Origin of the sequence: Olivibacter sp. LS-1 (assembly GCF_008245145.1) — a bacterium.
GTDB classification, from domain to species: Bacteria; Bacteroidota; Bacteroidia; order Sphingobacteriales; family Sphingobacteriaceae; genus Olivibacter; species Olivibacter oleidegradans.
Genome location: NZ_CP041643.1, coordinates 265,969 through 287,021, shown reverse-complemented (window position 1 = coordinate 287,021; position 21,053 = coordinate 265,969). Strand labels below are relative to the sequence as shown.

General features: G+C 42.7%; 23 protein-coding genes. 12 read left to right on the top strand and 11 right to left on the bottom strand.

What is annotated here, in order from left to right; genetic code table 11:
• The first annotated feature begins 5 nt into the window (after positions 1 to 5).
• Positions 6 to 3,170, top strand: coding sequence for a SusC/RagA family TonB-linked outer membrane protein (locus tag FKG96_RS01135; protein WP_168204524.1), 3,165 nt, complete (start codon positions 6 to 8; stop codon positions 3,168 to 3,170).
• 17 nt (positions 3,171 to 3,187) lie between these two features.
• Positions 3,188 to 4,561, top strand: a complete 1,374-nt coding sequence (locus FKG96_RS01130) for a RagB/SusD family nutrient uptake outer membrane protein (RefSeq protein WP_149105020.1) — start codon at positions 3,188 to 3,190, stop codon at positions 4,559 to 4,561.
• A gap of 15 nt (positions 4,562 to 4,576) precedes the next feature.
• Here FKG96_RS01130 and FKG96_RS01125 read toward each other — a convergent pair whose 3' ends face one another.
• The 5 genes from FKG96_RS01125 to FKG96_RS01105 form a co-directional block, all read right to left on the bottom strand.
• Positions 4,577 to 5,620, bottom strand: a complete 1,044-nt coding sequence (locus FKG96_RS01125) for a hypothetical protein (RefSeq protein WP_149105019.1) — start codon at positions 5,618 to 5,620, stop codon at positions 4,577 to 4,579.
• A gap of 68 nt (positions 5,621 to 5,688) precedes the next feature.
• Positions 5,689 to 5,973 carry a hypothetical protein gene (locus tag FKG96_RS01120; RefSeq protein ID WP_149105018.1) on the bottom strand — a complete coding sequence of 95 codons (285 nt, stop codon included), beginning with the start codon at positions 5,971 to 5,973 and terminating at the stop codon, positions 5,689 to 5,691.
• A complete protein-coding gene (locus FKG96_RS01115; protein WP_149105017.1) occupies positions 5,970 to 6,506 on the bottom strand; it encodes a MauE/DoxX family redox-associated membrane protein in 537 nt (178 codons plus the stop codon). Before FKG96_RS01115 ends, FKG96_RS01120 begins: the two co-directional genes overlap by 4 nt.
• Before the next feature lie 140 nt (positions 6,507 to 6,646).
• Entirely contained in the window at positions 6,647 to 7,234 is a 588-nt protein-coding gene (locus FKG96_RS01110; protein WP_149105016.1) for a hypothetical protein, read from the bottom strand.
• Positions 7,235 to 7,323: 89 nt separating this feature from the next.
• On the bottom strand, positions 7,324 to 7,713 hold the full coding sequence (locus FKG96_RS01105) for a hypothetical protein (RefSeq protein ID WP_149105015.1): 390 nt from the start codon (positions 7,711 to 7,713) through the stop codon (positions 7,324 to 7,326).
• Between the two features lie 189 nt (positions 7,714 to 7,902).
• Here FKG96_RS01105 and FKG96_RS01100 point away from each other — a divergent pair, with 189 nt between their 5' ends.
• From FKG96_RS01100 to FKG96_RS01075, 6 genes are all read left to right on the top strand, one after another.
• Positions 7,903 to 8,877: a LytTR family transcriptional regulator DNA-binding domain-containing protein gene (locus FKG96_RS01100; protein ID WP_149105014.1), complete on the top strand. Its 975-nt coding sequence runs from the start codon at positions 7,903 to 7,905 to the stop codon at positions 8,875 to 8,877.
• A gap of 166 nt (positions 8,878 to 9,043) precedes the next feature.
• Positions 9,044 to 9,394, top strand: coding sequence for an AlpA family transcriptional regulator (locus FKG96_RS01095; protein WP_149105013.1), 351 nt, complete (start codon positions 9,044 to 9,046; stop codon positions 9,392 to 9,394).
• A gap of 632 nt (positions 9,395 to 10,026) precedes the next feature.
• Positions 10,027 to 10,668, top strand: coding sequence for a DUF6266 family protein (locus FKG96_RS01090; RefSeq protein WP_130855007.1), 642 nt, complete (start codon positions 10,027 to 10,029; stop codon positions 10,666 to 10,668).
• A 97-nt stretch (positions 10,669 to 10,765) separates the two neighbouring features.
• A complete protein-coding gene (locus tag FKG96_RS01085) occupies positions 10,766 to 11,119 on the top strand; it encodes a hypothetical protein (RefSeq protein WP_130855008.1) in 354 nt (117 codons plus the stop codon).
• Between the two features lie 438 nt (positions 11,120 to 11,557).
• Complete coding sequence (locus tag FKG96_RS01080) at positions 11,558 to 12,259, top strand: peptidoglycan-binding protein (RefSeq protein ID WP_246860237.1); 702 nt, start codon at positions 11,558 to 11,560, stop codon at positions 12,257 to 12,259.
• Positions 12,256 to 12,705, top strand: coding sequence for a hypothetical protein (locus tag FKG96_RS01075; protein WP_149105012.1), 450 nt, complete (start codon positions 12,256 to 12,258; stop codon positions 12,703 to 12,705). Before FKG96_RS01080 ends, FKG96_RS01075 begins: the two co-directional genes overlap by 4 nt.
• 357 nt (positions 12,706 to 13,062) lie before the next feature.
• On the opposite strand, the gene FKG96_RS01070 is transcribed toward FKG96_RS01075, so the two are convergent.
• The 3 genes from FKG96_RS01070 to FKG96_RS01060 form a co-directional block, all read right to left on the bottom strand.
• Positions 13,063 to 13,344, bottom strand: a complete 282-nt coding sequence (locus tag FKG96_RS01070; protein WP_130855012.1) for a type II toxin-antitoxin system YafQ family toxin — start codon at positions 13,342 to 13,344, stop codon at positions 13,063 to 13,065.
• Between the two features lie 9 nt (positions 13,345 to 13,353).
• Positions 13,354 to 13,551 (bottom strand): hypothetical protein, encoded by a 198-nt coding sequence (locus FKG96_RS01065; protein ID WP_130855013.1) that lies wholly within the window; start codon positions 13,549 to 13,551, stop codon positions 13,354 to 13,356.
• An 892-nt stretch (positions 13,552 to 14,443) separates the two neighbouring features.
• The gene (locus FKG96_RS01060; RefSeq protein WP_149105011.1) at positions 14,444 to 14,806 is read right to left on the bottom strand and encodes an EthD domain-containing protein; all 363 of its coding nucleotides are present in this window, start codon (positions 14,804 to 14,806) and stop codon (positions 14,444 to 14,446) included.
• A gap of 122 nt (positions 14,807 to 14,928) precedes the next feature.
• On the opposite strand from FKG96_RS01060, the gene FKG96_RS01055 reads away from it, so the two are divergent.
• Positions 14,929 to 15,300 (top strand): helix-turn-helix domain-containing protein, encoded by a 372-nt coding sequence (locus FKG96_RS01055; protein ID WP_149105010.1) that lies wholly within the window; start codon positions 14,929 to 14,931, stop codon positions 15,298 to 15,300.
• Between the two features lie 604 nt (positions 15,301 to 15,904).
• Here FKG96_RS01055 and FKG96_RS01050 read toward each other — a convergent pair.
• Positions 15,905 to 16,396, bottom strand: coding sequence for a cupin domain-containing protein (locus tag FKG96_RS01050; RefSeq protein WP_149105009.1), 492 nt, complete (start codon positions 16,394 to 16,396; stop codon positions 15,905 to 15,907).
• Positions 16,397 to 16,681: 285 nt separating this feature from the next.
• Here FKG96_RS01050 and FKG96_RS01045 point away from each other — a divergent pair, with 285 nt between their 5' ends.
• The 3 genes from FKG96_RS01045 (at position 16,682) to FKG96_RS01035 (ending at position 19,490) form a co-directional block, all read left to right on the top strand.
• A complete protein-coding gene (locus FKG96_RS01045; protein ID WP_149105008.1) occupies positions 16,682 to 17,419 on the top strand; it encodes an AraC family transcriptional regulator in 738 nt (245 codons plus the stop codon).
• Between the two features lie 150 nt (positions 17,420 to 17,569).
• Complete coding sequence (locus tag FKG96_RS01040) at positions 17,570 to 18,514, top strand: NADP-dependent oxidoreductase (RefSeq protein ID WP_149105007.1); 945 nt, start codon at positions 17,570 to 17,572, stop codon at positions 18,512 to 18,514.
• A gap of 82 nt (positions 18,515 to 18,596) precedes the next feature.
• The gene (locus FKG96_RS01035) at positions 18,597 to 19,490 is read left to right on the top strand and encodes an NAD(P)H-binding protein (protein ID WP_149105006.1); all 894 of its coding nucleotides are present in this window, start codon (positions 18,597 to 18,599) and stop codon (positions 19,488 to 19,490) included.
• 109 nt (positions 19,491 to 19,599) lie between these two features.
• Here FKG96_RS01035 and FKG96_RS01030 read toward each other — a convergent pair whose 3' ends face one another.
• Complete coding sequence (locus tag FKG96_RS01030; RefSeq protein WP_013664151.1) at positions 19,600 to 20,052, bottom strand: YciI family protein; 453 nt, start codon at positions 20,050 to 20,052, stop codon at positions 19,600 to 19,602.
• A 60-nt stretch (positions 20,053 to 20,112) separates the two neighbouring features.
• A complete protein-coding gene (locus FKG96_RS01025; RefSeq protein ID WP_149105005.1) occupies positions 20,113 to 20,883 on the bottom strand; it encodes a helix-turn-helix domain-containing protein in 771 nt (256 codons plus the stop codon).
• Positions 20,884 to 21,053: the final 170 nt, after the last annotated feature.

Here is a 21,053-nt window from a genome sequence, read left to right as displayed (position 1 = left end):
TCCTTTTGCAACGATCTGTTTTTGCACAGGGAACCGAGACTTTAGAAGGGCGCGTTACGGATGAACAGCATGCTCCGTTGATTGGTGCAACGGTGCGAATTAAGGGTACCACTTTTAGAGTGGTAACCAATGAGGAGGGCCGTTTTGCTTTTAGCCGGACAACATTGCCACTAACATTGGAAGTGGTTTATGTTGGCTATGAAGGGCGCGATGTTAAAGTGAGTCACATCGACGAAAAAGGACTGACAATCCGCCTCACACCTAAACAGGATATACTGGATGAGGTGGTTGTGTCAACAGGTTACCAAACCTTACCGCACGAGCGCGCTACCGGTTCCTTTGAGCATTTGGATAATAAGCTGCTCAACCGTCGGGTAAGTGCCAATTTGCTGGACAGGATGGAGGACGTTACCTCAGGATTACAGGTAGATAGAAGGGGAAATACGGCCAATTTTGATATACGTGGTCGGAGTACCATTTTCGGTAATGATAAACCGTTGATCGTGGTAGACAATTTTCCCTTTGAAGGTGATCCGGCAAACATCAACCCGAACGATATCGAAAGTATCACCGTGCTGAAGGATGCGGCAGCAGCTTCCATCTGGGGTACGCGTGCCGGTAATGGTGTCATTGTAATTACCACTAAAAAGGCGACTTATGCGCAAAAGCTGCAGATAGCTTTCAATAGCAACATAAATGTAACGGGTAAACCGCGATTACATGATCTCCCATGGATCAGTAGCGCTGATTTTATCGGGCTGGAACAGGATCTGTTTGCGAGAGGTTACTATAATGCAGCGGAGGCCTCTGCTGCCAGGCAACCCCTCAGTCCGGTTGCGGAAATGCTGATTGCCCAACGTGACGGTAACCTGAGCAGCCAAGAGCTGGAAAGGCAATTGGACTACCTCAAAACCCTCGATGTGCGCGATGATATGCTTAAAGGGCTTTATCGGAATCGTATTGATCAGCAGTATGCGCTCACCGTTAACGGCGGTGCCGATAAGATGCGCTATCTATTTTCTACAGGGTACGACAAAAATAGGCCGCAGGAAATTAACAACGCCTATAGTCGCATCTCGCTGCGTTCGGAAGCGGCCATTAAACCCGTACCTAGGTTGGAGATCACTGCCGGGATTAATTATGTGGGCGCTACGGAGCATGCGAATAATAATGGCTACGCTGATGTTAATATTGGCAATGCAGGCGGCATTTATCCCTATGCACGTCTTATAGAGCAAGAGGGGGAACACCTTCCGATTGTACATCAATACCGAACGTCCTTTTTAGAGGATGCTATGGCGCTTGGTCTGATGGATTGGACCTTTGTCCCCTTGAACGATATTTATGAGCGCGATTATACTACCCGCTCTACTGATCTACGATTGACGGCCAATGCACGCTATAATCTGTTGGATTGGCTGAACGTGGAGGTGAAATACCAGTATCAAAGAGCGGCTACGGAGAGCGATTACCTGAATAAAGAAAACTCATACTTTGTTCGCAACCTGATTAACAGCTATACTCAGTTTAGCAGCAATGGCTCTTTTACGCAACCAATTCCGAAAGGTGCCATACTGGATCGCTATCAACGTAGTGTAAATGCGCATTCGTTCAGAAGCCAGATCAATGTCAGTAAAACCTGGGATCAGTTTCATTTGTCGGCCATCGGCGGGATGGAATTCCGCGAAGTTACCACGGATAGCTACACCAACCGATATTACGGCCTGAACGAAGATATCCTGACACTCAATAGCCAGATGGATTTTAATTCGTTTTATCGGATGTATCCGCAGGGTAACCAGCAGAGAATACCGAACCCGGCAGGTATATCGGGCCTTTTTGATGCCAATATTTCTTACTATAGCAATGCGGCGCTTACTTACCTGGATCGATATACGTTCTCCTTGAGCGGACGGATTGATCAGAGCAATCTGTTTGGAGTAAAAACCAATCAAAAGCAGGTTCCGTTATGGTCTGCCGGACTGAGCTGGAATATGGATAGGGAAGCATTTTATCAGATCGATTGGCTGCCTCAATTAAAATTAAGGGCCACTTATGGATTCAACGGAAATATCGATCGGTCGGTTACAGCTTTTACAACAGCCAGATATGTAAACGGTGCTTTTTTAACCGGTTTGCCTTATGCCATGATCAGTAACCCGCCTAATCCGGAACTGCGATGGGAGAAAATCGGGATTATGAATCTGGGCCTTGATTTTGGTATTCGAGGAGATCGGTTGTCGGGATCAGTTGAATATTTCAATAAGCGCGGAACTGATCTGATGGGCTATGCGCCGGTAGATGCTACAACGGGGGTGCGTGAAATAAGAGGTAATGTAGCCGCGATGCAGGGCAGCGGATGGGATTTTACGCTTAACAGCGTCAATATTGACGGTAAATTTAAGTGGCACAGTACACTACTCTTTAGCCGTGCGGTTGATAAGGTAACCGATTATGACCCCGAACAAACCAGTGCCATCAATTATGTAAGTGATGCCAGTATCAACCGCTTTGGCATGAACCCGATTGTAGGACGACCTGTTTTTGGTTTATATAGTTTTAAATGGGCAGGCCTGGACGGCACCAACGGAAATCCTTTGGGTTATCTGCCCGACGGGACGATTTCGGATAATTACAGTGCGATCTTTGCGGCTACACGGGTGGAAGACCTCGTCTTTCATGGATATGCACGGCCACCGATTTACGGCAGTTTACGCAATACTTTTTCATACAGTAATTTTTCGCTTTCGTTCAATATTACCTATAAGTTGGGACATTGGTTCCGCTCACCATCTGTATCCTATAACGCTCTTTATAGTAATTGGAATGGGCATCGGGACTTTGCTGCCAGATGGCAGAAGCCGGGTGACGAACAGTTTACCCATGTGCCCTCGATGCCTTATCCGGCCAATCAATCACGGGATAATTTTTACAATAATTCAGAAGTGTTGGTGGATCGGGGTGATGTGATCCGTCTGCAGGATCTTACACTTAATTACATGATCGATAAACGCCTATGGAAACGGAATCCCTTTAATAATCTGGAAGTATATGTATATGCCAATAATCTGGGCAAAATCTGGATGGCCAATAAATTTAACGTTGATCCGGATTTTCTTTCCATGCGGCCACCTAAAAGTGTCGCCTTTGGGGTGCGGGCATCTTTTTAACCCTTAATGAATCTAATATGAAATTGTCGATTTATAAAATAGCTATAGGATTCGGCTTTTGCACGCTTTTCTTTACGGCGTGTAGAAAGGACAGTTTGGAGCGCAAACCTGATAAGCAACTGGTAGTGCCTTCCACTTTACAGGATTTTGATGCGTTGCTGAATAACACAACTTCTGTTTTCGGGTCCAATTATTTTATCAGTTCGGAGGTTTCTGCTGCGGACTATGATATTACCGATGAAGACTACAACGGCCTGAGCCTGGCCAGAACGAGAAATCTCTATATCTGGAAGGCTGATATTTACGAAGGCTCGCAGGATGTGCCGGAGTGGGATAAGCCTTATCAACAGGTTTTCTATTGCAATGTGGTGCTGGACGGATTGGGCGATATAGAATTGAACCCGCATAATGAAGCCGAATTCAACAACATTAAAGGAAAAGCGCTGTTTTATCGCGGTTATGCTTTCTATAATATTCTACAGGTCTTTGCGATGGCTTATCAGCAGGGAGCGGATCAATTGCCGGGAATACCTTTGCGATTAGACGCTGACATTAACCGGCCTACGCGGCGGGCTTCGCTGGAAGAGAGTTACCGACAGGCATTAAGGGATGTGGAAGCGTCGATCACCATGCTGCCAACTGCTCAACCTTATCTTACACAGCCTAGCCGCGCAGCAGCGCTCGCACTGTTGGCAAAAATCTATTTGACCATAGGTGATTATCGGGCAGCTGAGGAATATGCTGAACGAGCACTTGCCGTGGCTCCTGCATTGTTGGATTTTAACGAGCTAAACCTACAGGTAAGTTTCCCTTTTGAATTACTGAACCGGGAAACTTTGTTGTACAGGGGAATACCTGCGGATAGGACTTTCTATGCACCGATGTGCAAAATAAGGCGTGATCTGTATGAAAGCTATACAGCGGACGATCTGAGGAAGGAAGCTTTCTTTGAGGTAAACGCCGATCGTTCCGTTTCTTTCAAGGGCAACTATACCGGTTCCCGAAATTTGTTTGCCGGGCTTGCCTGGGATGAGATATATCTGATCAAAGCGGAAGCGGCGGCGGCAAATGGAAATGTCGAAGGAGCCTTGAAGGCGCTTAATACGTTATTAAAAACTAGATGGAAAGCAGGGAGCTACAAAGATATAACGGTAGCGACAAAGGAAGAGTTGCTTGATATGGTATGGAAAGAGCGGCGAAAGGAGCTGTTAATGCGCGGAATACGATGGACTGATATAAAACGGCTGAATGCGCAGATGGGCGCGGAGATAGCGCTGGAACGACAACTAAATGGGGAAACGGTTCGCTTAGCACCTAATGACCCTCGTTTTGTGATGCCTATACCGGATTACGTTATCGAGCTTACTGATATCGAACAGAACAGGCGTTGATCTATCGTCTAAAATCTATGGTTTGATTAGCTGTATGCCAGCGGGGTATATGATAAATATACCCCCTGCATACGGCACCACTTTCGCTTTGAGGTTTTTCTTTTTGGGAATGGCATAAGAGCCTATATACCTCTTGTCACCTAAATGATAACTGTCCAGTATGAGGTGATTTCTAAAAAAGCTGTAGCTATCTTCCGGTGCGGGTACTTTGCTCTGAATAAATACCGTGTCGCCAACTAGGCCGCTATAAAGCTGGAATGTTCGCTTAGGGCTGGCGTTGGTATAACGGCCGTGCCGTAAAGTACCTTTGATAGATTGGATAACAGTATCACGAACAATGCTTGGTAAGGTTTCAATAGGGCCGCTTCTATATTTTATGATATGGGTGCGGGTATGGTAGAATGGTGTTAGTATGAGATTACTGTCTGCCCGACTGAAGTGCAGAAACCCATCCATGCCGAACAAATATTTTTGGCTAGTTGGCGTAAAGGGCAGCGTCTGCTCTTCAAAAGATATGATTCCATTGGCTCCTGTTACCCCATGTTGCAGTACCATACTATGAGGAGCTCGTTGGCTGAAACCTAGTAGGGAAAATTTGGCCGTATCAATTACAAGCACCTTAGTAAAAACACCGGGGGTTTTAAATATCCTGACGGAACGGTCATTTAGATTGACCCGTTTTACCTGCGAAAGATTACCAACAAACAGATAAAGAAAATGTGAATGAATTTTATAAACAAAGGCTTGTCCCTTTGTATCTGCTATGGAGAAACCTGTTTTGAAGAATTTGGTATCTGAAAAGCTGCGATCAATAACAAGTAGTTTGGACGGATCATCCGTTTGAAAAAGAAAATGATCTTGGTATTCTCCTGCGAATGCCATGTATCTGGATAAAATAGGTAACGGCAATTCTTTGAAAAGAATAAATTGCTTATAATGCCGATTATCGGCCATGATTTCCTTCCCTGCACTTATTTTGTACAAGAGGGCCACTATACTTACGGCCGAAGCCATCAGTATAAATATAATCGTGGTCTTTATTTTTAATGCTTTTGACATGCGGTACTTATAAAAGTTTGAAAACACCCGCGGATCCGTCCGCAATCCTCGGGTGTTGGATAGAATGGCTATTGAAGCTCTCCGGCTTGGATGGCCAACGGTGTTCCCATCGGATTGTTGTTGGCATCTACCTCAAATAGTCCTGCACAGGTCTGCTCCACTCCTTGGCAATCTGTTTCCGGATTGAAGCTAGCTGGCAGCGGTTCGTCTTTGTAATTGTGCTCCGAACCGTCTGCACTTTCAAACCATCTGGTTTCTTGGCGTACCTCTACTTTCTTTTCGAAAGCTTTGGCTCCGACGTAGCCGACACCTAGGACGGCTATCGTCAGAATTGTTGTGAATATTTTTTTCATAATCGGTATGAAAAAAAAGTGTAACACCATTTTTTACGGGCTGGCTTTTGCCCGATTGTACAATATCTTCTCAGGCCCGTATTCGAACCTTGTTGGTTTTCTTGAGATATGAAAATGGCAACGATGGCCAGGATCATGCAGCTGGCATTAAATATCAAATGTCCTTCCCATGATAGGCCTTCTGCAAAACCACTACAGGCGCATGGAATGTCGTAATAACTGAATCGGATGATCACGACAATGTATGCTATGAACAGTGAAAGCAAAAACACGGATGTATAGAAGGCAAAAAGCTGAGTTGCACGATAGATTAAGGCGATGGCCAGTAACAGCTCTCCACATGGAACTACCCATTTTACGGTGTTTGCAAAACCTTCCAGTAAGGGCGATTTTACCAGTTCATTATGGAAGTTATCCAAATCGGTTAATTTACCAAAAGCCGCCGCAGCCCACATCAACGCAAGCAAAATGCTCAAGATGTAGATGAGGATAGTTCTTCGGTTATTCTTTATGTATACTTTTTTACTATTCATTATTGTTCTCCTTTTTAACCGGCGGGCTGCCGATGCTCCGCACTAACCTTACTGAACGGCAGCCAGCTGGTAATGGAACTGATGCTAATTTCAGGATATTGGGAATGAAAAAGTCTCCGGAGCTATTGGAGAAAATGATATTATTTATGTCGGAGCGACTCAAAAAGATAGCTTTTTTTTGCTTCGTAAAGTGAACTCTCGCTGATTTGCAAAAATCGGGCTTGCTGTCTATTGTTTGTGTGTTTTATTACGTCTGGTAATTGTTCTGCCATATAACGGTATTTGTCAACGATTCGCCTTTGCTGAAAAACCTGTAGATGCTTGCGTAGATTATTGATTTGATGTTGTTTCAGTATGTGAAATAATTCTGATACAGCCGGAAAGCGTTGTTGTGCTTCCAAGGCAAAGTTGTTTCGCAACATAAATAGGGTGGTGGGTTTTAGCAGCTCGATGTAAATATCGCCTCCTTTTTTAGTAAAGGGATGTTCTGTGCCGGTAAAATGGGCGTTAGGAGTGATCAGATAACGAATAATTCCATGTCGATTGACCGTATCGTAAACATTGGCAGCCAAACCATCAAGAACAAAACACCAATAGGGTTTTGGATCATCCGGATAGCTGAAAACTTTTGGCCTGTAACGATTAATCCGCGCGTGATCGAATATATATTCTCGTGCGTCGGGAGGAATGTCCATATAATGCGACCAAAAAGTAAAAAATCTCTCCATATCGTTTTCTAAGGTTAATCGGCAATCCGCCGCTACCGCTGGGGTCCAAAACAGCGGTAGACGGCGGGAGCCTTGGTTATGCATGCATCTTAATCCCGATCATAACGGATATTAATGATTAGGCTGGAGATGCTGCGGAGGCCATCATCAAGATTGAATGCACTTTGCCGTACATAATTGGTTTCAATTACTTTGCCCTCACCGTCATCATCGTCTTCGGGTTCTTGCTGCTGTAACATAATGGGGGTCTGGCTTTCGATTGCTTTGCTCACTTCTTGGCCTAACAGGTAGAGGTAGTCTGTATTGAGTTGGTGAAGATAGGAGGCTTGCCGATCGGTAAAATCAAAATGTAAAAATAACCAAGTGCGGAAGTCCGATTGTATCTTATACAACTCCTCTTGATAGTCAGCAATGGGTAGTTGGTAAATGTCGGCTAAGAGGAGTTGTACTCCTTCATTGTTGAAAGTTTTTCTTGTCATTGTAAAAAGATTTTGTGTTAATAAATGGGTTGGCCAACCGTTGCCGGTAAAATTAGGTGTTAAATGATTATTTTTTTACTGTAACTCGCGAGTTACAGGATTTCGGCCTTTATAATACTTTCTTGGCTGTTTTATTATTTATTCTTATGTTTATAATTTCACTTTTTAAAAACCGAAATTTAGCCTTACATGAACACGAACAAGCAACTGGCGGTGTTTTTATGGAAAGGAAAGAAAGCTGTTACCTATTTGCCTTGGTTATGTTTACCGCCCATAGCCTTATTAGCTGCACTTTTTTTTACCTACATGCAACAATCCCGTTCGCCTTGGGAAGCTTTACAGAATGAACGCTTTTTGATAGCCGCTGCCTGGAGTTTTTTGCCGGCACTGATAATCGCTTTTTATATACAAGGCCTGAGTTATATGCTGGATCTAAAATTCCATCGGAGAGGTTATCAGTCGGCACGTATCAAGAAGCAATTCTGCTACGGTGTATTGATACCCTGTTTATTTTTAGCAACTTATTACAGTATTTATTATGCTGCCTACGGTAAAAACATCTTCAAACGGAAGTATTTTCAGATTGAATTTCCCATGGCGACGTCAGTTATTACCGGGCTTAACATGGGTTACATGCTTTGGTACTTGTATAGGATAGAAAGGCGAAGATCGGCTAGGCGGAACCGATTAGCGCTACTCGATGCGAACCGGGCCAAAAGGAATGGCTATCACAACGAGATCACCGTAAACAATGGCAGAAGGAAAACGGCGGTTGTTACCAAAGACATTATCTGTATTATACGCTGGGATAAGGTAGGGGTCATTTTGCTGAAAACGGGAAAGGTTGTTCAGATAGATAACACCTTGAATGAAATGTTAGCGATGTTGGATCCCCGCTTTTTTGCCAAAAGCAATCGCTGGTGCATCATTAACCTGCGGCAAGTGGCGCTTACAGTTTATGAAAACGAGAACTTTAGCGAGATACGGTATAAACCAACAGCGTTAAAGGTATTGCAATATCTCGAATCTGATGTGGATAAGACACTGGAAAAGGAAGGGAGAAGTGAGTTTTTGACGATGGATAAGTATAGGCTGAACCGAAATTTTCGGAAATCTTTCGAAGCAAAGTTGTATGCCTTGCGCAAAACGCCGATGTCATCCTAGCTCATTTTGTTCACTTTTTTGATTTGACTGCGTTTTAATTTTATAATTATTAAATTGGTCGCCATTATTAACCTACCGGTAATACGGGAGTATTCAATTGAGTTTAATGATTTTGCTGCTTGGATACTGGGTCCAAACCAATAACACCGGCCTAAACAGCTAAAACATGACACAGTTCGATCGTATCATTCAATTGCTAGAGTTAATTCGCCAATCTATTAATGTGCTTGCCGAGCGACAGGCTTTACAAACCTTAGTTGAAATCGCTGATGAACAGTTGCGAATTATGCAACACTTGAAGGAGCAGAGCATGAGTTATGGCTCTAAGCATAATGCTGACTCCACGCTCATGACGAAACAGGAGGTACTTGCTTATCTTAATATCAGTGATAGTACCTATAAAAGGCGCGTGAGGGAAGGCTTGTTAAAACCTATGCGTTTGGGTGGTGGGGATGTGTTCTATAAAGAGGATTTACAACAAGCACTCTGGGAGAGTAAAAGAAAAGGCAAGATTTAATCTTGCCCTTTCTTTTAAACGTGGCTGTTCCTATCATTGGCAGAAACTGCCATCAATATAATTTAGCGTTGCTTAAGGAGTTGCCACATAAGCAACGGGGCCGTCCCCGGTAAAGATCAAGTTTTTTAGATGTGTGACCTTTACTTACAGGTACTGACCGAAATCTGTTGGCATATAAGCCAAATAAGCGCACCGTTGTTGTCTTTATTTTCCATCGTACCTGCAAAGGTAATAACCCACTTCTTCCATTTGGCCATGCTAGTGTCGTTTTTCGTCCTTTTTTTCTTTGATGACTTTAGTATTGCCTTAGTTTTTGATTACCCTTTGCTTACCTTTTGTTTACCTTATAGTTACCCAAACTATACCCTTCCTTTACCTTGCGCTTACCCTTTGTTTACCCGGGAGGTAGCGTGGGGGGCTGCTTAAGGATAAGAGATGGTAACTAATCACTTTAACCGGCATAAAAGAACAATAGATCTGGGTCAAATAGGGTCAATGGAAATCAATGAGGGGCAAGATGGTTCAAAAATCGTTGCATTGCTCAGTGTGCTTTTATGTTTGAACCGTGGATGAAAAAATACCGGTATTGAAGCTCGTCCTTAACAGAATGTTTCATTTTAATTTTTTCAATCATGGGAAGATATGTTAAAGGCGCCAATGGCGCATTCTCCGGAAAGGTAGGAAGTGTGGTAGGAAGCAGCTGGCGTAGTATCAATTACTTGCGTAGTTTGCCTAAGATCACTAAAAAGGGTGCTTCCGAAGCGCAAATTGCGCATCGCACGAAGTTTGCTATCAGCTCGCAATATTTGCGTCCTTTAAAGGACATCTTGAATATTGGTTTCAGCGATCAGCAACAGGCGAAAAGTTCGGGCTATAACATGGCGGTACGTGCTTTTTTCAACAACGCTATTATAGGGGAGTATCCTGATTTTGAAGTCGATTTTTCAAAGATGGAATTGAGCCGCGGTTCCATCAATCCGCTTCCAGGGTTAGGTTATGTAGAGGCTAATCCGGGTGAACTTTCCTTCACGTGGCAAACGGATACGAATAAGTATAATGCCTTTGCTGATGATGCGGTTTTGCTGGTGATTTACAATCAATCAAAACGGATGTACATGATCTATGATGAAGCGTCCAGAGCGGATGGCACCTTCAGTGTAGCGATTTCCATCAACTATTCAGGTGATGTGCTGCACGCTTGGGGCTTCGCCTTGCATCGCGATGGTAAGCTGGCTTCGACTAGTCAATACCTCGGAACGCTAACCGTTTCCTAGGGTGAAAATCGGGTAGGGCGGCTATTGCCGCCTTGCTTTTAACCCAATAACAAGTAACGAACAACGAGTAACCAATAACGAACAACGAGTAACGATTATGGAAAATTTTATCATCATTTATAGAAAATATCTTTTAACAACCCTTTTAATAGCCAGTATCCTGGCTTACATCGCTTATCAACCACTCATTCGTTTAGTGGATGTTACGGCAGCGCCTATTGATTACGGGGTGTTGAGTGCGATTTTAGTAGCTGCGGTAGCTGTATTAAGTTTTGTGCAGCTCTGCTTATGGGTGCTTCACAGGCATTGGCCGTTCTTAGGGGAATATGCCGCCGAGCATTTTGAACGAAACTTTAAATCGTTGCTCTCTTGGCAGAAGGTTGGTGTTTACTTGGGTTTCTTTTTGGCTTTGCTGTATGCTTTTGTTATCGCTTTAGGGGCGTTGCTGTAACATCAATGATGAATGATGAATGAGGAGTGATGAGTGATGAATGATGAGTGTTGAGTGATGAGTGGCTTCCGATTGCTGCGTCAGTAAGCCTAGGCCATTTAGTATTTATCAACGTTGGTGCAACGGGGCTCTGGCGGGTAGGGCAGGACGGCCTCACGGAGTGAGCGTTAAGAAGATTTAGGATAGTCTAGGCAAAAAAATCATGTGAAGAAGCGAAGCATTGGCATGTGCTTTGGCGCGGCTCCACAGGATTGAGGGTGAGCCCTAAATCTTTAGCGAAATACGTGCAGCCTTGATGTTTATTCACTTGGGTTTATTTTCTCAAAGGCGTTCATGAGCTCGAAGCCTCGTTTCTCGGTTTGCCCCTTTTGCATCTAAGGTAAAAGGGGAATAAGTTTTTATCAAGAAAAAGTTGAAAACAATTTTAACGTTTTAAAAATGAAAAAGAAAGTAAACCCTTTAATAATGATACTAAGTGTTTTAATTATAAAAACACTGATCTTTCTTTTAGTTCCGGCTAGGAAAGATCCTTATAAGAATTCATGTACTTCGATTTCGTCCAAGAAAATGGGGGCTTTTTCGGGAAATAGTTCATTTCGTCCAAAAGATTCGTTGGTTTTGGAAAAGAATCGTATAGAAACTACTCGTATAAGGGTCAAGAAAGTTTACGATAGCCAACTGGGGGTACGGGAGGCTACGGGGCGTAACGATGGGTCACAGGTAGAAGCTTATTTAGCTTATACAGGCCTTGGCAAAGGCTATGCCTGGTGTGCGGCTTTTGTCTGTTGGGTGCTGGGGCAAGCGGGCGTGGAGAACCCTAAAACCGCTTGGGCCGCCAGCCTCTTTCCTCATGATAAATTGGTGTGGCCACGAGGGAGGGTACCTACAAGGGGATCACGAACAACTAACAACGAACAACCCATAACGAAAACAGCCTGTGTGTTTGGCCTCTACTACCCCTCGCTCAAACGCATTGCGCATTGTGGTTTTATTGATGAATGGGGTGAAAAGGAAGTGATTACAGTCGAAGGGAATACTAATGATACGGGTAGTAGGGAAGGTGATGGCGTATATCGGAAAAGAAGACCGATCAAAAGCCTCTATGCGGTGGCTGATTGGATAGGGAAGGAGGCGAAATGAAATATTACATGCTTATCGGTGCAGGACTGTTGTTGTCTTGCACCGCCTCTAAACTCAAAACGAAGTATTCAACAAAAGAGAGGGTCTCAATTGCAAATGATTCATCCCTGAGCGAAACCAGCTGGCGTGGTTATATAGCCGAAGATCAGTCGGAATATGATGCTTTATGGTGGTTAAAGGGGAATGCCCGTTGGCATCCGGATAGTGGTTTGACCGCGGATGAGCTTTGGATCCGCTACCGTGGTCGTGATGAACGCAGTGTGCGTTTGTTGGATAGCCAAGGACGGCTATTGGAGGGAAAGAAAGTGATGCAGCAAGAAGTATCTTCGCAGTTTCAAGAAAAACAGAAAGAAAAATCAGGCTTGTTTCGCTTACCTTGGTGGGTTTATGTGATTTTGTTAGTAGGTGTCTACTTCTTTATGCAGGTAAAAGGGAAGAAGAGGTAGTGTCGATTATTAAGTTAAATATCGTCTACTTTCTTTCCCCGCGAAAGAAAGATAGCAAAGAAAGCTCTGGCTGGCTTACTCCCTTGCAATTCGTTGCCGCTTGTCCGTTCGCAAATGGAGACACGCCCGGCAATGGCTATCCCGTCGTTCGTCTTTTGCTTTATGACGTTAGCTTCGCGTGAAAATATGTTTAAGGACAAGTCAGGCTGCCGATTGCTGCGTCCGTAAGCCTAGGCCATTTGGTATTTATCAACGTTGGTGCAAACGGGGCTCTGACGGGTGGGGCAAGATGGCTTTATAGGATGAGACGTTAATAAATAAGTTGAGAAGATGTGAAAATGTTCCGTGTGTTGTTGTTTAAAATAAATCAGAATGAGTACCTGTTCGGACCAATTCTAATAGACTAATTTCTTCGTCTTCGGCCCAGATTAGAAGTAAATCCGATTTTACATGGCACTCCCAATAACCCTTGTAATTACCACTAAGCTTGTGTGGCCTATGCTTTTTGGAAAGGCCTTTATGCCCGTTTTCAGCTAATACGCTGATTAGTTCCTGTAATAGCTCTAAATCTTTGGTTGATCGCTTTTTGAGTAGTTTTAGGTCTTTTAGAAATTTGGTTGAGGTAACGATTTTAAACATTAGGTTAAATCATATGCTATCAAATAATTCATCTACATTATTGAATTTTTTTCCTTTGCCTGCTTTTAATTCGTTCATCGCAGCAACAGTTTCAGCATTGGGTTCCTTGCTTACCTTTTTTACTTTGACGATCACCCCAAGTTCTTTTAAATATGCTTTTACTAAAGCTGTTTTGTTGTCAGGGACTTTTATTTCAAGCGTTTCCATACATACAAAAATACGAGAATAGCTCTTTTTTTGCAAATGCAACGAGCTGAATTCTAAAGATTAAAACAAACACGACCTCATGAGATGAAGCTTTAATTTCGTCTACTTTCTTTCCCCGCGAAAGAAAGATAGCAAAGAAAGCTCTGGCTGGCTTACTCCCTTGCAATTCGTGGCCACTTGTCCGTTCGCAAAAGGAGACACGCCCGGCAATGGCTATCCCTTCGTTTGTCTTTTGCTTTATGACGTTAGCTTCGCGTGAAAATATGTTTAGGGACAAGCCAGGCTGCCGATTGCTTCGTCCGCAAGTCTAGGCCTTTATTTACTTTTTTTTCATTTGTGTTAATTCTTAAAGGTATTCAAGCTTTCTCTTTGCAAGAGAAGGTTCCATCAGCTGAAAAAAGTAACAAAAAAAGCCGCGGCTGTAAATCTTCCTTCGAACGTTGGTGCTATTACTTAGCCTGTGGTGTCCGGAATATTTAAGGCCGATATAAGCTTATTATGGGTTCTTTGCTCAGATTTTGTACTTCGAAATGGTAGTATAACGGGATTTGTGAGCGTATGGCAAATACGATCTCATGAGATGAAGCTTTAATTTCGTCTACTTTCTTTCCCCGCGAAAGAAAGATAGCAAAGAAAGCTCTGGCTGGCTTACTCCCTTGCAATTCGTGGCCGCTTGTCCGTTCGCAAAAGGAGACACGCCCGGCAATGGCTATCCCTTCGTTTGTCTTTTGCTTTATGACGTTAGCTTCGCGTGAAAATATGTTTAGGGACAAGCCAGGCTGCCGATTGCTGCGTCCGTAAGCCTAGGCCGTATAACTGTATTATAGGTCTGAGAGCTGAGCCACTTGCTCGTTTTTAACGAATAAGTGGCCAAGTCAGTATAATTATCACCTTAGCTGATAATGGTCTTTTCGTCAAGGACAACCATTTTTGCGTCAGTCAGATCAAGAAAGTTGAGCTCGTCGGGCTGCACTTTTTGTTTATAATTTTCACTGGTAAAAAAATTATCGAAATCTGCTAGGCTATCGAAGTAAATGTCGGTAACGGCGTCATAGGACAGAACGTTTGAAGGTTCTGTTAATTTTGGGTGACTGGCCTCGATGGCTACCGGATGGGAAATGACGTATTTTTTCACGTATTGTTTGGCCTCTGGGATGGAGCTAAACAAAGGAGCATGCTTATTCCGATGGTAATCTATAAAATCTTCTCTGCTCATTCCTGCCGCTCTGCGGACTAAAAAAGTGAATTTTAACATATTAAATAATTAAGTTTATACAAAAGTAAGCAGGTCCTAAGAGAGCGGCAATGACGCACTATTTTATGCGTATCTTTCAAGGAAGGATTTAATAAGTAAATTTGCTATACAAATAGATTTATATGTATCAGAAGAAAAGTCCGTTAAATCTGGAATGTGGATTGCATTTTTTTAAAGAAATCCTGAGCGGAAAGTGGAAGATGATGCTTGTCCATTATATCTCTCAAGGATTTAAACGCCCAAGTGAGCTCCAACGCGTGATTCCAAAAGCAGACAGACGGGTAATGAATAAGCAATTGCAAGAATTGGTGTTGCATGGTTTTCTTACAAAGAAGATATATGATAACAAGATCAGTAAGGTGGAATATAAGCTTACGTCACTTGGAGAAAATTTATTACCGCTCATTTATACTATAGAAAGATGGGGACAGGAAAATCAACTTGAACTTGAAAAGGCTATAAAAAGGGATCCAAAATTCAAGTATGTTGTTTGATGTTGTATCAACTTGATGATTTCCCCAAGTTCTTTTAAATATGCTTTTACTAAAGCTGTTTTGTTGTCAGGGACTTTTATTTCCAGCGCTTCCATATATACAGAAATACGAGAATAGCTCTTTTTTTGCAAATGCAACGAGCTGAATTCTAAAGATTAAAACAAACACTACCTCATAAGATGAAGCTTTAATTTCGTCTACTTTCTTTCCCCGCGAAAGAAAGATAGCAAAGAAAGCTCTGGCTGGCTTACTACCTTGCAATTCGTTGCCGCTTGTCCGTTCGCAAAAGGAGACACGCCCGGCAATGGCTATCCCTTCGTTCGTCTTTTGCTTTATGACGTTAGCTTCGCGTGAAAATATGTTTAGGGACAAGCCAGGCTGCCGATTGCTGCGTCCGTAAGCCTAGGCCATTTAGTATTTATCAACGTTGGTGCAAACGGGGCTCTGACGGGTGGGGCAAGATGGCTTTATAGGATGAGACGTTAATAAATAAGTTGAGAAGATGTGAAAATGTTCCGTATGTTGTTGTTTAAATAAATCAGAATGAGTACCTGTACGGACCAATTCTAATAGACTAATTTTAAAGATTAATTTTGTAACTACTTTAATCGAGATACCCTTTGGGATAGGTCTTTTGACCAAATTGCTTGTCAATCAGTGCCATCAGTTCCCGACGTTCGTCTGTAAGTTCCGGAATGGGGGCAAATTCACCGCTACCCACCGGAACACCGACTAGTTCGAAAACTTTTTCCAAACCGGCGGGCATGACGGTACAAAGTAGCTTGGCCACAGTGCTGGAGGTATTCGTAAAACAATGAATAGCTCCTCCAAGTGGGATGGTTATAAAGCCTCCGGCACTAACTATGGATTTCCCCTGTTCCGTCTGAAATTCAACATCTCCTTCCAATACATAAAAGGTTTCGTGTGTATCGGGATGCGAATGGGGCGGAGGTCCGCCTCCGGGTGGGACAATCATCTCAATGACTGCATATTTATTATCCGTTTTATCTCCGGGTACAATGATGCGGTAATTGCCACCTGCTACTCCTAAAATTTGTCCCTTGTCTTTTTCGATAATTTCGATCCCTGATTTCATATAGTGCTAATTTAAATGCTCATGCCACTATCAGCCTAAACGCTTATACCCGACTTTTCTGCAAGATACTAACCTGTTACTGTCCCGAAGAATTTATTTCCCGTAATTTTCCTGCAGGGTTCTTTTTTTCGTAACTTAACTTTTTAAAAAGATATAAAAAGAAACCGAAATTAGGGGTAAATGTTTTAGGGTGGATTGATTGAAAATGGACCGGCTATAAACTCGGAACCGTAATGGAAAAATTTGTAACTTCCGTGCAGTTGACATCAACATAAAGGAAGTGATATGAAAAGACAGAACCATAATCCGTTCCTTCTTGCCCTGAAAGCCCGCAACCTATCGGTTGAAATTCATCATCATGCCGCGTATCAAATCGTTTTATCGGATGATACGCTGTTTAATTCAACGATCGGCGGAATACATTATGAACAAATTCATGGTTTTTTGATAAAACCTCATGTTTCGCATTTCTGCGTTGCAGAAAAAGGAACATTGAGTGTATTAAATATTGAGGCCTACTCAAACATTGGTTTAGAACTGGCACGTAGGTTGAAGGAAGGCCAGGATTATATTGTTTTCGACTCACTAGCGGAAACAAATCTGTTCTTTCAAACACCTAAAGAAAGTTTGGACGTTAATAAAGTGGTAGATGCCTTGCTCGCGACCTTACCTAATGCCAAATATGATGAAAGGGTCATAAAAATCATAGAATATATCAAGGTTAATTATTTTGAGCAGAACATAACGCCACAGACATTTTCCGATATGGTCTTCCTTTCCCCGTCGCGTTTGGCTTCGTTATTCAAAGCACAAACCGGTAGCAGCTTATCCAAGTATTTGTTATGGACACGGTTACGCGAAGCGATTTATCTTATTCTTTCTGATAAAGCAAGAAGTCTTACGGATATTGCATATGACACCGGCTTTTATGACCTCCCACAATTTAATAAGTATATGTACGAAATGTTCGGAATGCCACCTAAAGCGCTAAAGCATAATAGCGATCTGATTGCAATTTACTGATTTTATTGCATCGCTCTTGTTTCCCGCCCTGCTCTCCTCCTTACTGATAAAAATATTGTCGCCTTGGTCAAAACAGTGATCTGATACAAGTTTGGCGATGCGCTTGTTCGCAACTTTGTGATATCATTTTTAAACAATAAAAATAATATCATGAAAGCAATAGTGTATAAAAAATTCGGAACCACAGACGTTCTGCAAACTGTTGAACAACCCAGACCTACGATTAATGCGGATCAGGTATTGGTGAAAGTGAAAGCTTTTTCTATCAATCCTATGGATTGGAAAATTAGAAAAGGAGAAATGACTTTGATGTCCGGTTCGAAATTTCCAAAGTACGCAGGTGCTGATTTTGCCGGTATTGTTGAAGAGATTGGATCTTCTGTTGTCGGCATAAAAAAAGGGGATGAAGTTTTTGGGGTGGTTAAAAACATGATGAAAGAAGGTGTGTCAGTTGAATACGTTGCCGTTACCTCTTCGTTAGTCTGGAAAAAGCCTGCTGATATTGACTTTCAGCAAGCGGCTTCTATTCCCGTGGTTGGGACTGCCGCTGCTACCGCAATTGAAAAAATGGGTAACATCCATGCTCAGACAACGATTTTGGTAAACGGCGCTACCGGTGGCTTCGGCATGTTTTTACTTCAATTATTAAAACAACACAGTGCCAACGTAACAGCCGTTACCGGCACACAAGGTGTAGCGTTCGCAAAAAGCTGGGGAGCGAATTCGGTGATAGATTACACGAAGGAAGATATCTTTTCTCATAAAGCAGCTTTTGACATCGTTATTGATTTATCAGGCAAAATGGGATACAAAAAGGCCAAAGAAATAATGAAAGCTAAAGCCCTTTTTCTTAACCCTACACCAAAGGCAATTGAAATTCCGGCCTCGATTTTCAAAAACCTGTTTACGACCAAAAAGCATCTGGTAATACTCTCAAGGCCGTCCACAAAATACACGGGTGTGCTGCTAAATGCACTACGGAACGGGCTTAAGATTGAGGTCAGTAAAGTGTTTCCATTTGCCCATTATAAAGAGGCTTATCAGTACGCTGAACAAGGCGGTTATATTGGAAAGGTTGCCATAGAAATAGACTAAAAAGCGGCAATCTATAACAGATAGTGAGAAAATAACATTTTGAAATTGTAATTAATCAACAACAAATTTAAAAATAACAAAAATGAAAAAGAGCATAGTAATCCTTGGAGCTACCGGAACGGTAGGAAGCAAAATTTCAGCAATCCTGTTAAAGGAAGGACACCAGGTGGCTTTAATGGCCAGGCACACCGAGAAATTAGAACAATTTAGGCGTATGGGTGCCGAAATAATTGCAGGTGATATAACCGATGTGAATGCGCTGACGAGTGCCTTTAGGAATGCTGATAGTGCATTCGTTATTTTACCGGATAACGTAAAGGCTGAAAATACAAGAGCCTATCAGAGGCAGGTAACGGGCACGCTAGTGGAAGCCATTGAAAAATCCGGCATAAAATACATAGTAAATATGAGCAGCCTCGGCTCACACATGCACGAAGGCAACGGTATTATGGGGGGTACCGGTGAACAGGAGGTTAGGTTAAACCAATTGGATGGCGTAAATGTATTGCATCTCCGTTCTGCCTATTTTATGGAAAACTTTTTAAGAACTATAGGCTTGGTTAAAACAATGGGTTTCAACGGCACCGCAGCAGATGGCGATTACCCCATACCGATGGTGGCTACGCAGGATGTTGCAAAAATTGCGGCAGGGCATCTAACAAGGCTCGGTTTTACCGGCAAGCTGATCCGGTCCGTGATGGGGCCTAGAGACTATACATATAAGGAGTTTACAAGCATTATTGGTAAGGCTATTGGCAAGCCAGATCTGCAATACGTGCAAATTCCGGCAGATCAAGCGAAACAAGCATTCTTAAGCAACGGTTTTTCAGAAGATTTTGCCGATAACCTAGTGGAGATGGGAACAGCTATTAAAACCGGTTTTATGAATTATCAAAAGAGGGATGATTCAGCGACGACACCTACGACAGCAGAGGGTTTCGTAAGAGAGGTTTATCTGCCAATTTACAATAAGTGATAAATCTATTTGTCAAAATCCTTCACTAAGATAGCTATTTTGCACTGTAATAGTGCAAATTTCAGTAAAAAATGCACTGTGAGAGTGCAAAATAGCACGCTTATGGATTTTATCCTGCCGGTTGAATGGGTTTAGGGATTTCCCGTACTTCTACCGTTCCGCCATATAACAAAACCGGGACGGATTTGGCGAGCTCCAGGGCTTGCTCTATACTTGCAGCACGTAGTACAACCTGGCTTACAACACGAAGATTGCCGGAAAGCACGCTTTCTTTTTTTACGGTTTTCCCTCCGGTACCTGATACAGTGTAGCTTTCTCCGGGAAAAGCAAAGCTGAGCACATATATGCCTGCTGCTTTCCATTGCTCTATCAAATTGTTCCATTGCACACCTGCCGATTTAACCTGCGCTTCACTATAGGTTTCGGGTACACGTACTAATAAACTGAATTGTTTCATTTCCTGGTGTTTTGCGGTTAACGTCAATGCTTGGGCTGACTGATTGAAAGTTCTGTAACTTATCAATGCCAGGCCTGCAAAGACGGCTAATAGACCTAGTTTCATATACTTTTTTTATGCAAAGATGGCGCGTTGGAAAAAGCAATCCTTGTAAAAAATCATTGATTACCAAAAAGAAGGTGATTTGAAAAAATCAGTGGGTGTTTGCCCGGTAAATAGCTTGAAATCCCGGTTGAAATGGGGTTGATCGTAATAACCGTTTTCAAAGACCAGGTCAAGAAGCGATGCCGGATTAGGTTGATGAACAATAGCGTTCATTTTTATAATCTGCGAAAATTGTTTAGGAGAAGCTCCTGTTACTTTTCTAAACCGCTTTTCGAAGGCGTCTTGGCTGATGCATAAAGCCGCAGCAAGCTCCTTTATTCGGATATTTCCCCTTGTTGAATGGATTTTATGGATCGCTTCTGTTACCAATAGATCGGGAGTACGGTTAATCAGTATGGAGATTAAAAATTCCTCCATGCAGGCGATTCTCAATTGGTTGTTGCTCATTTCGGCTAGGCGCTCTTCCACAAGTGCTAGCGTGGCGGGTGGTATATAATGGTCTAAGGGAACGGTCTGCTCAAATAAGTTGTAAAGCGGTTGTCTGAAAAAGGCAGACAGGCCCTGTTCACTGAATGAGACAATAAGGGTGCCTGAGTTTTTCTTATAATGGATAAACCGAACGGACTTTCGCAATCCTGACAAGGCGATGTTTGGTAAATCGACGGAGCGGTCGTTGTTTATATACGATATTTGGCCGCTAAGACGAAAAGCTAAAGCAAATGAGGCATTAGGTACCACTTGGTTGGTTGTATCGTACTGGCTTTCAATGATTTTATAATCTTTGATAAATGGCTTTAATTGCGCCGTAGGTATGTACGTTGTGATTTTCATTATAGTGGTAGCCTGCGTCCGTTTTCGAATTCTATGATAAATATAGTGAATAGAAGGGAATTTACTCATTTCACAAACTCCTCACCGAATTGGCGGTTGCCGTTTTAATGGCTTGGAAGCCAACTGTGAAAAGAGTAATAATCTTTGGCACTGGGGTAGTGTAAATGGAA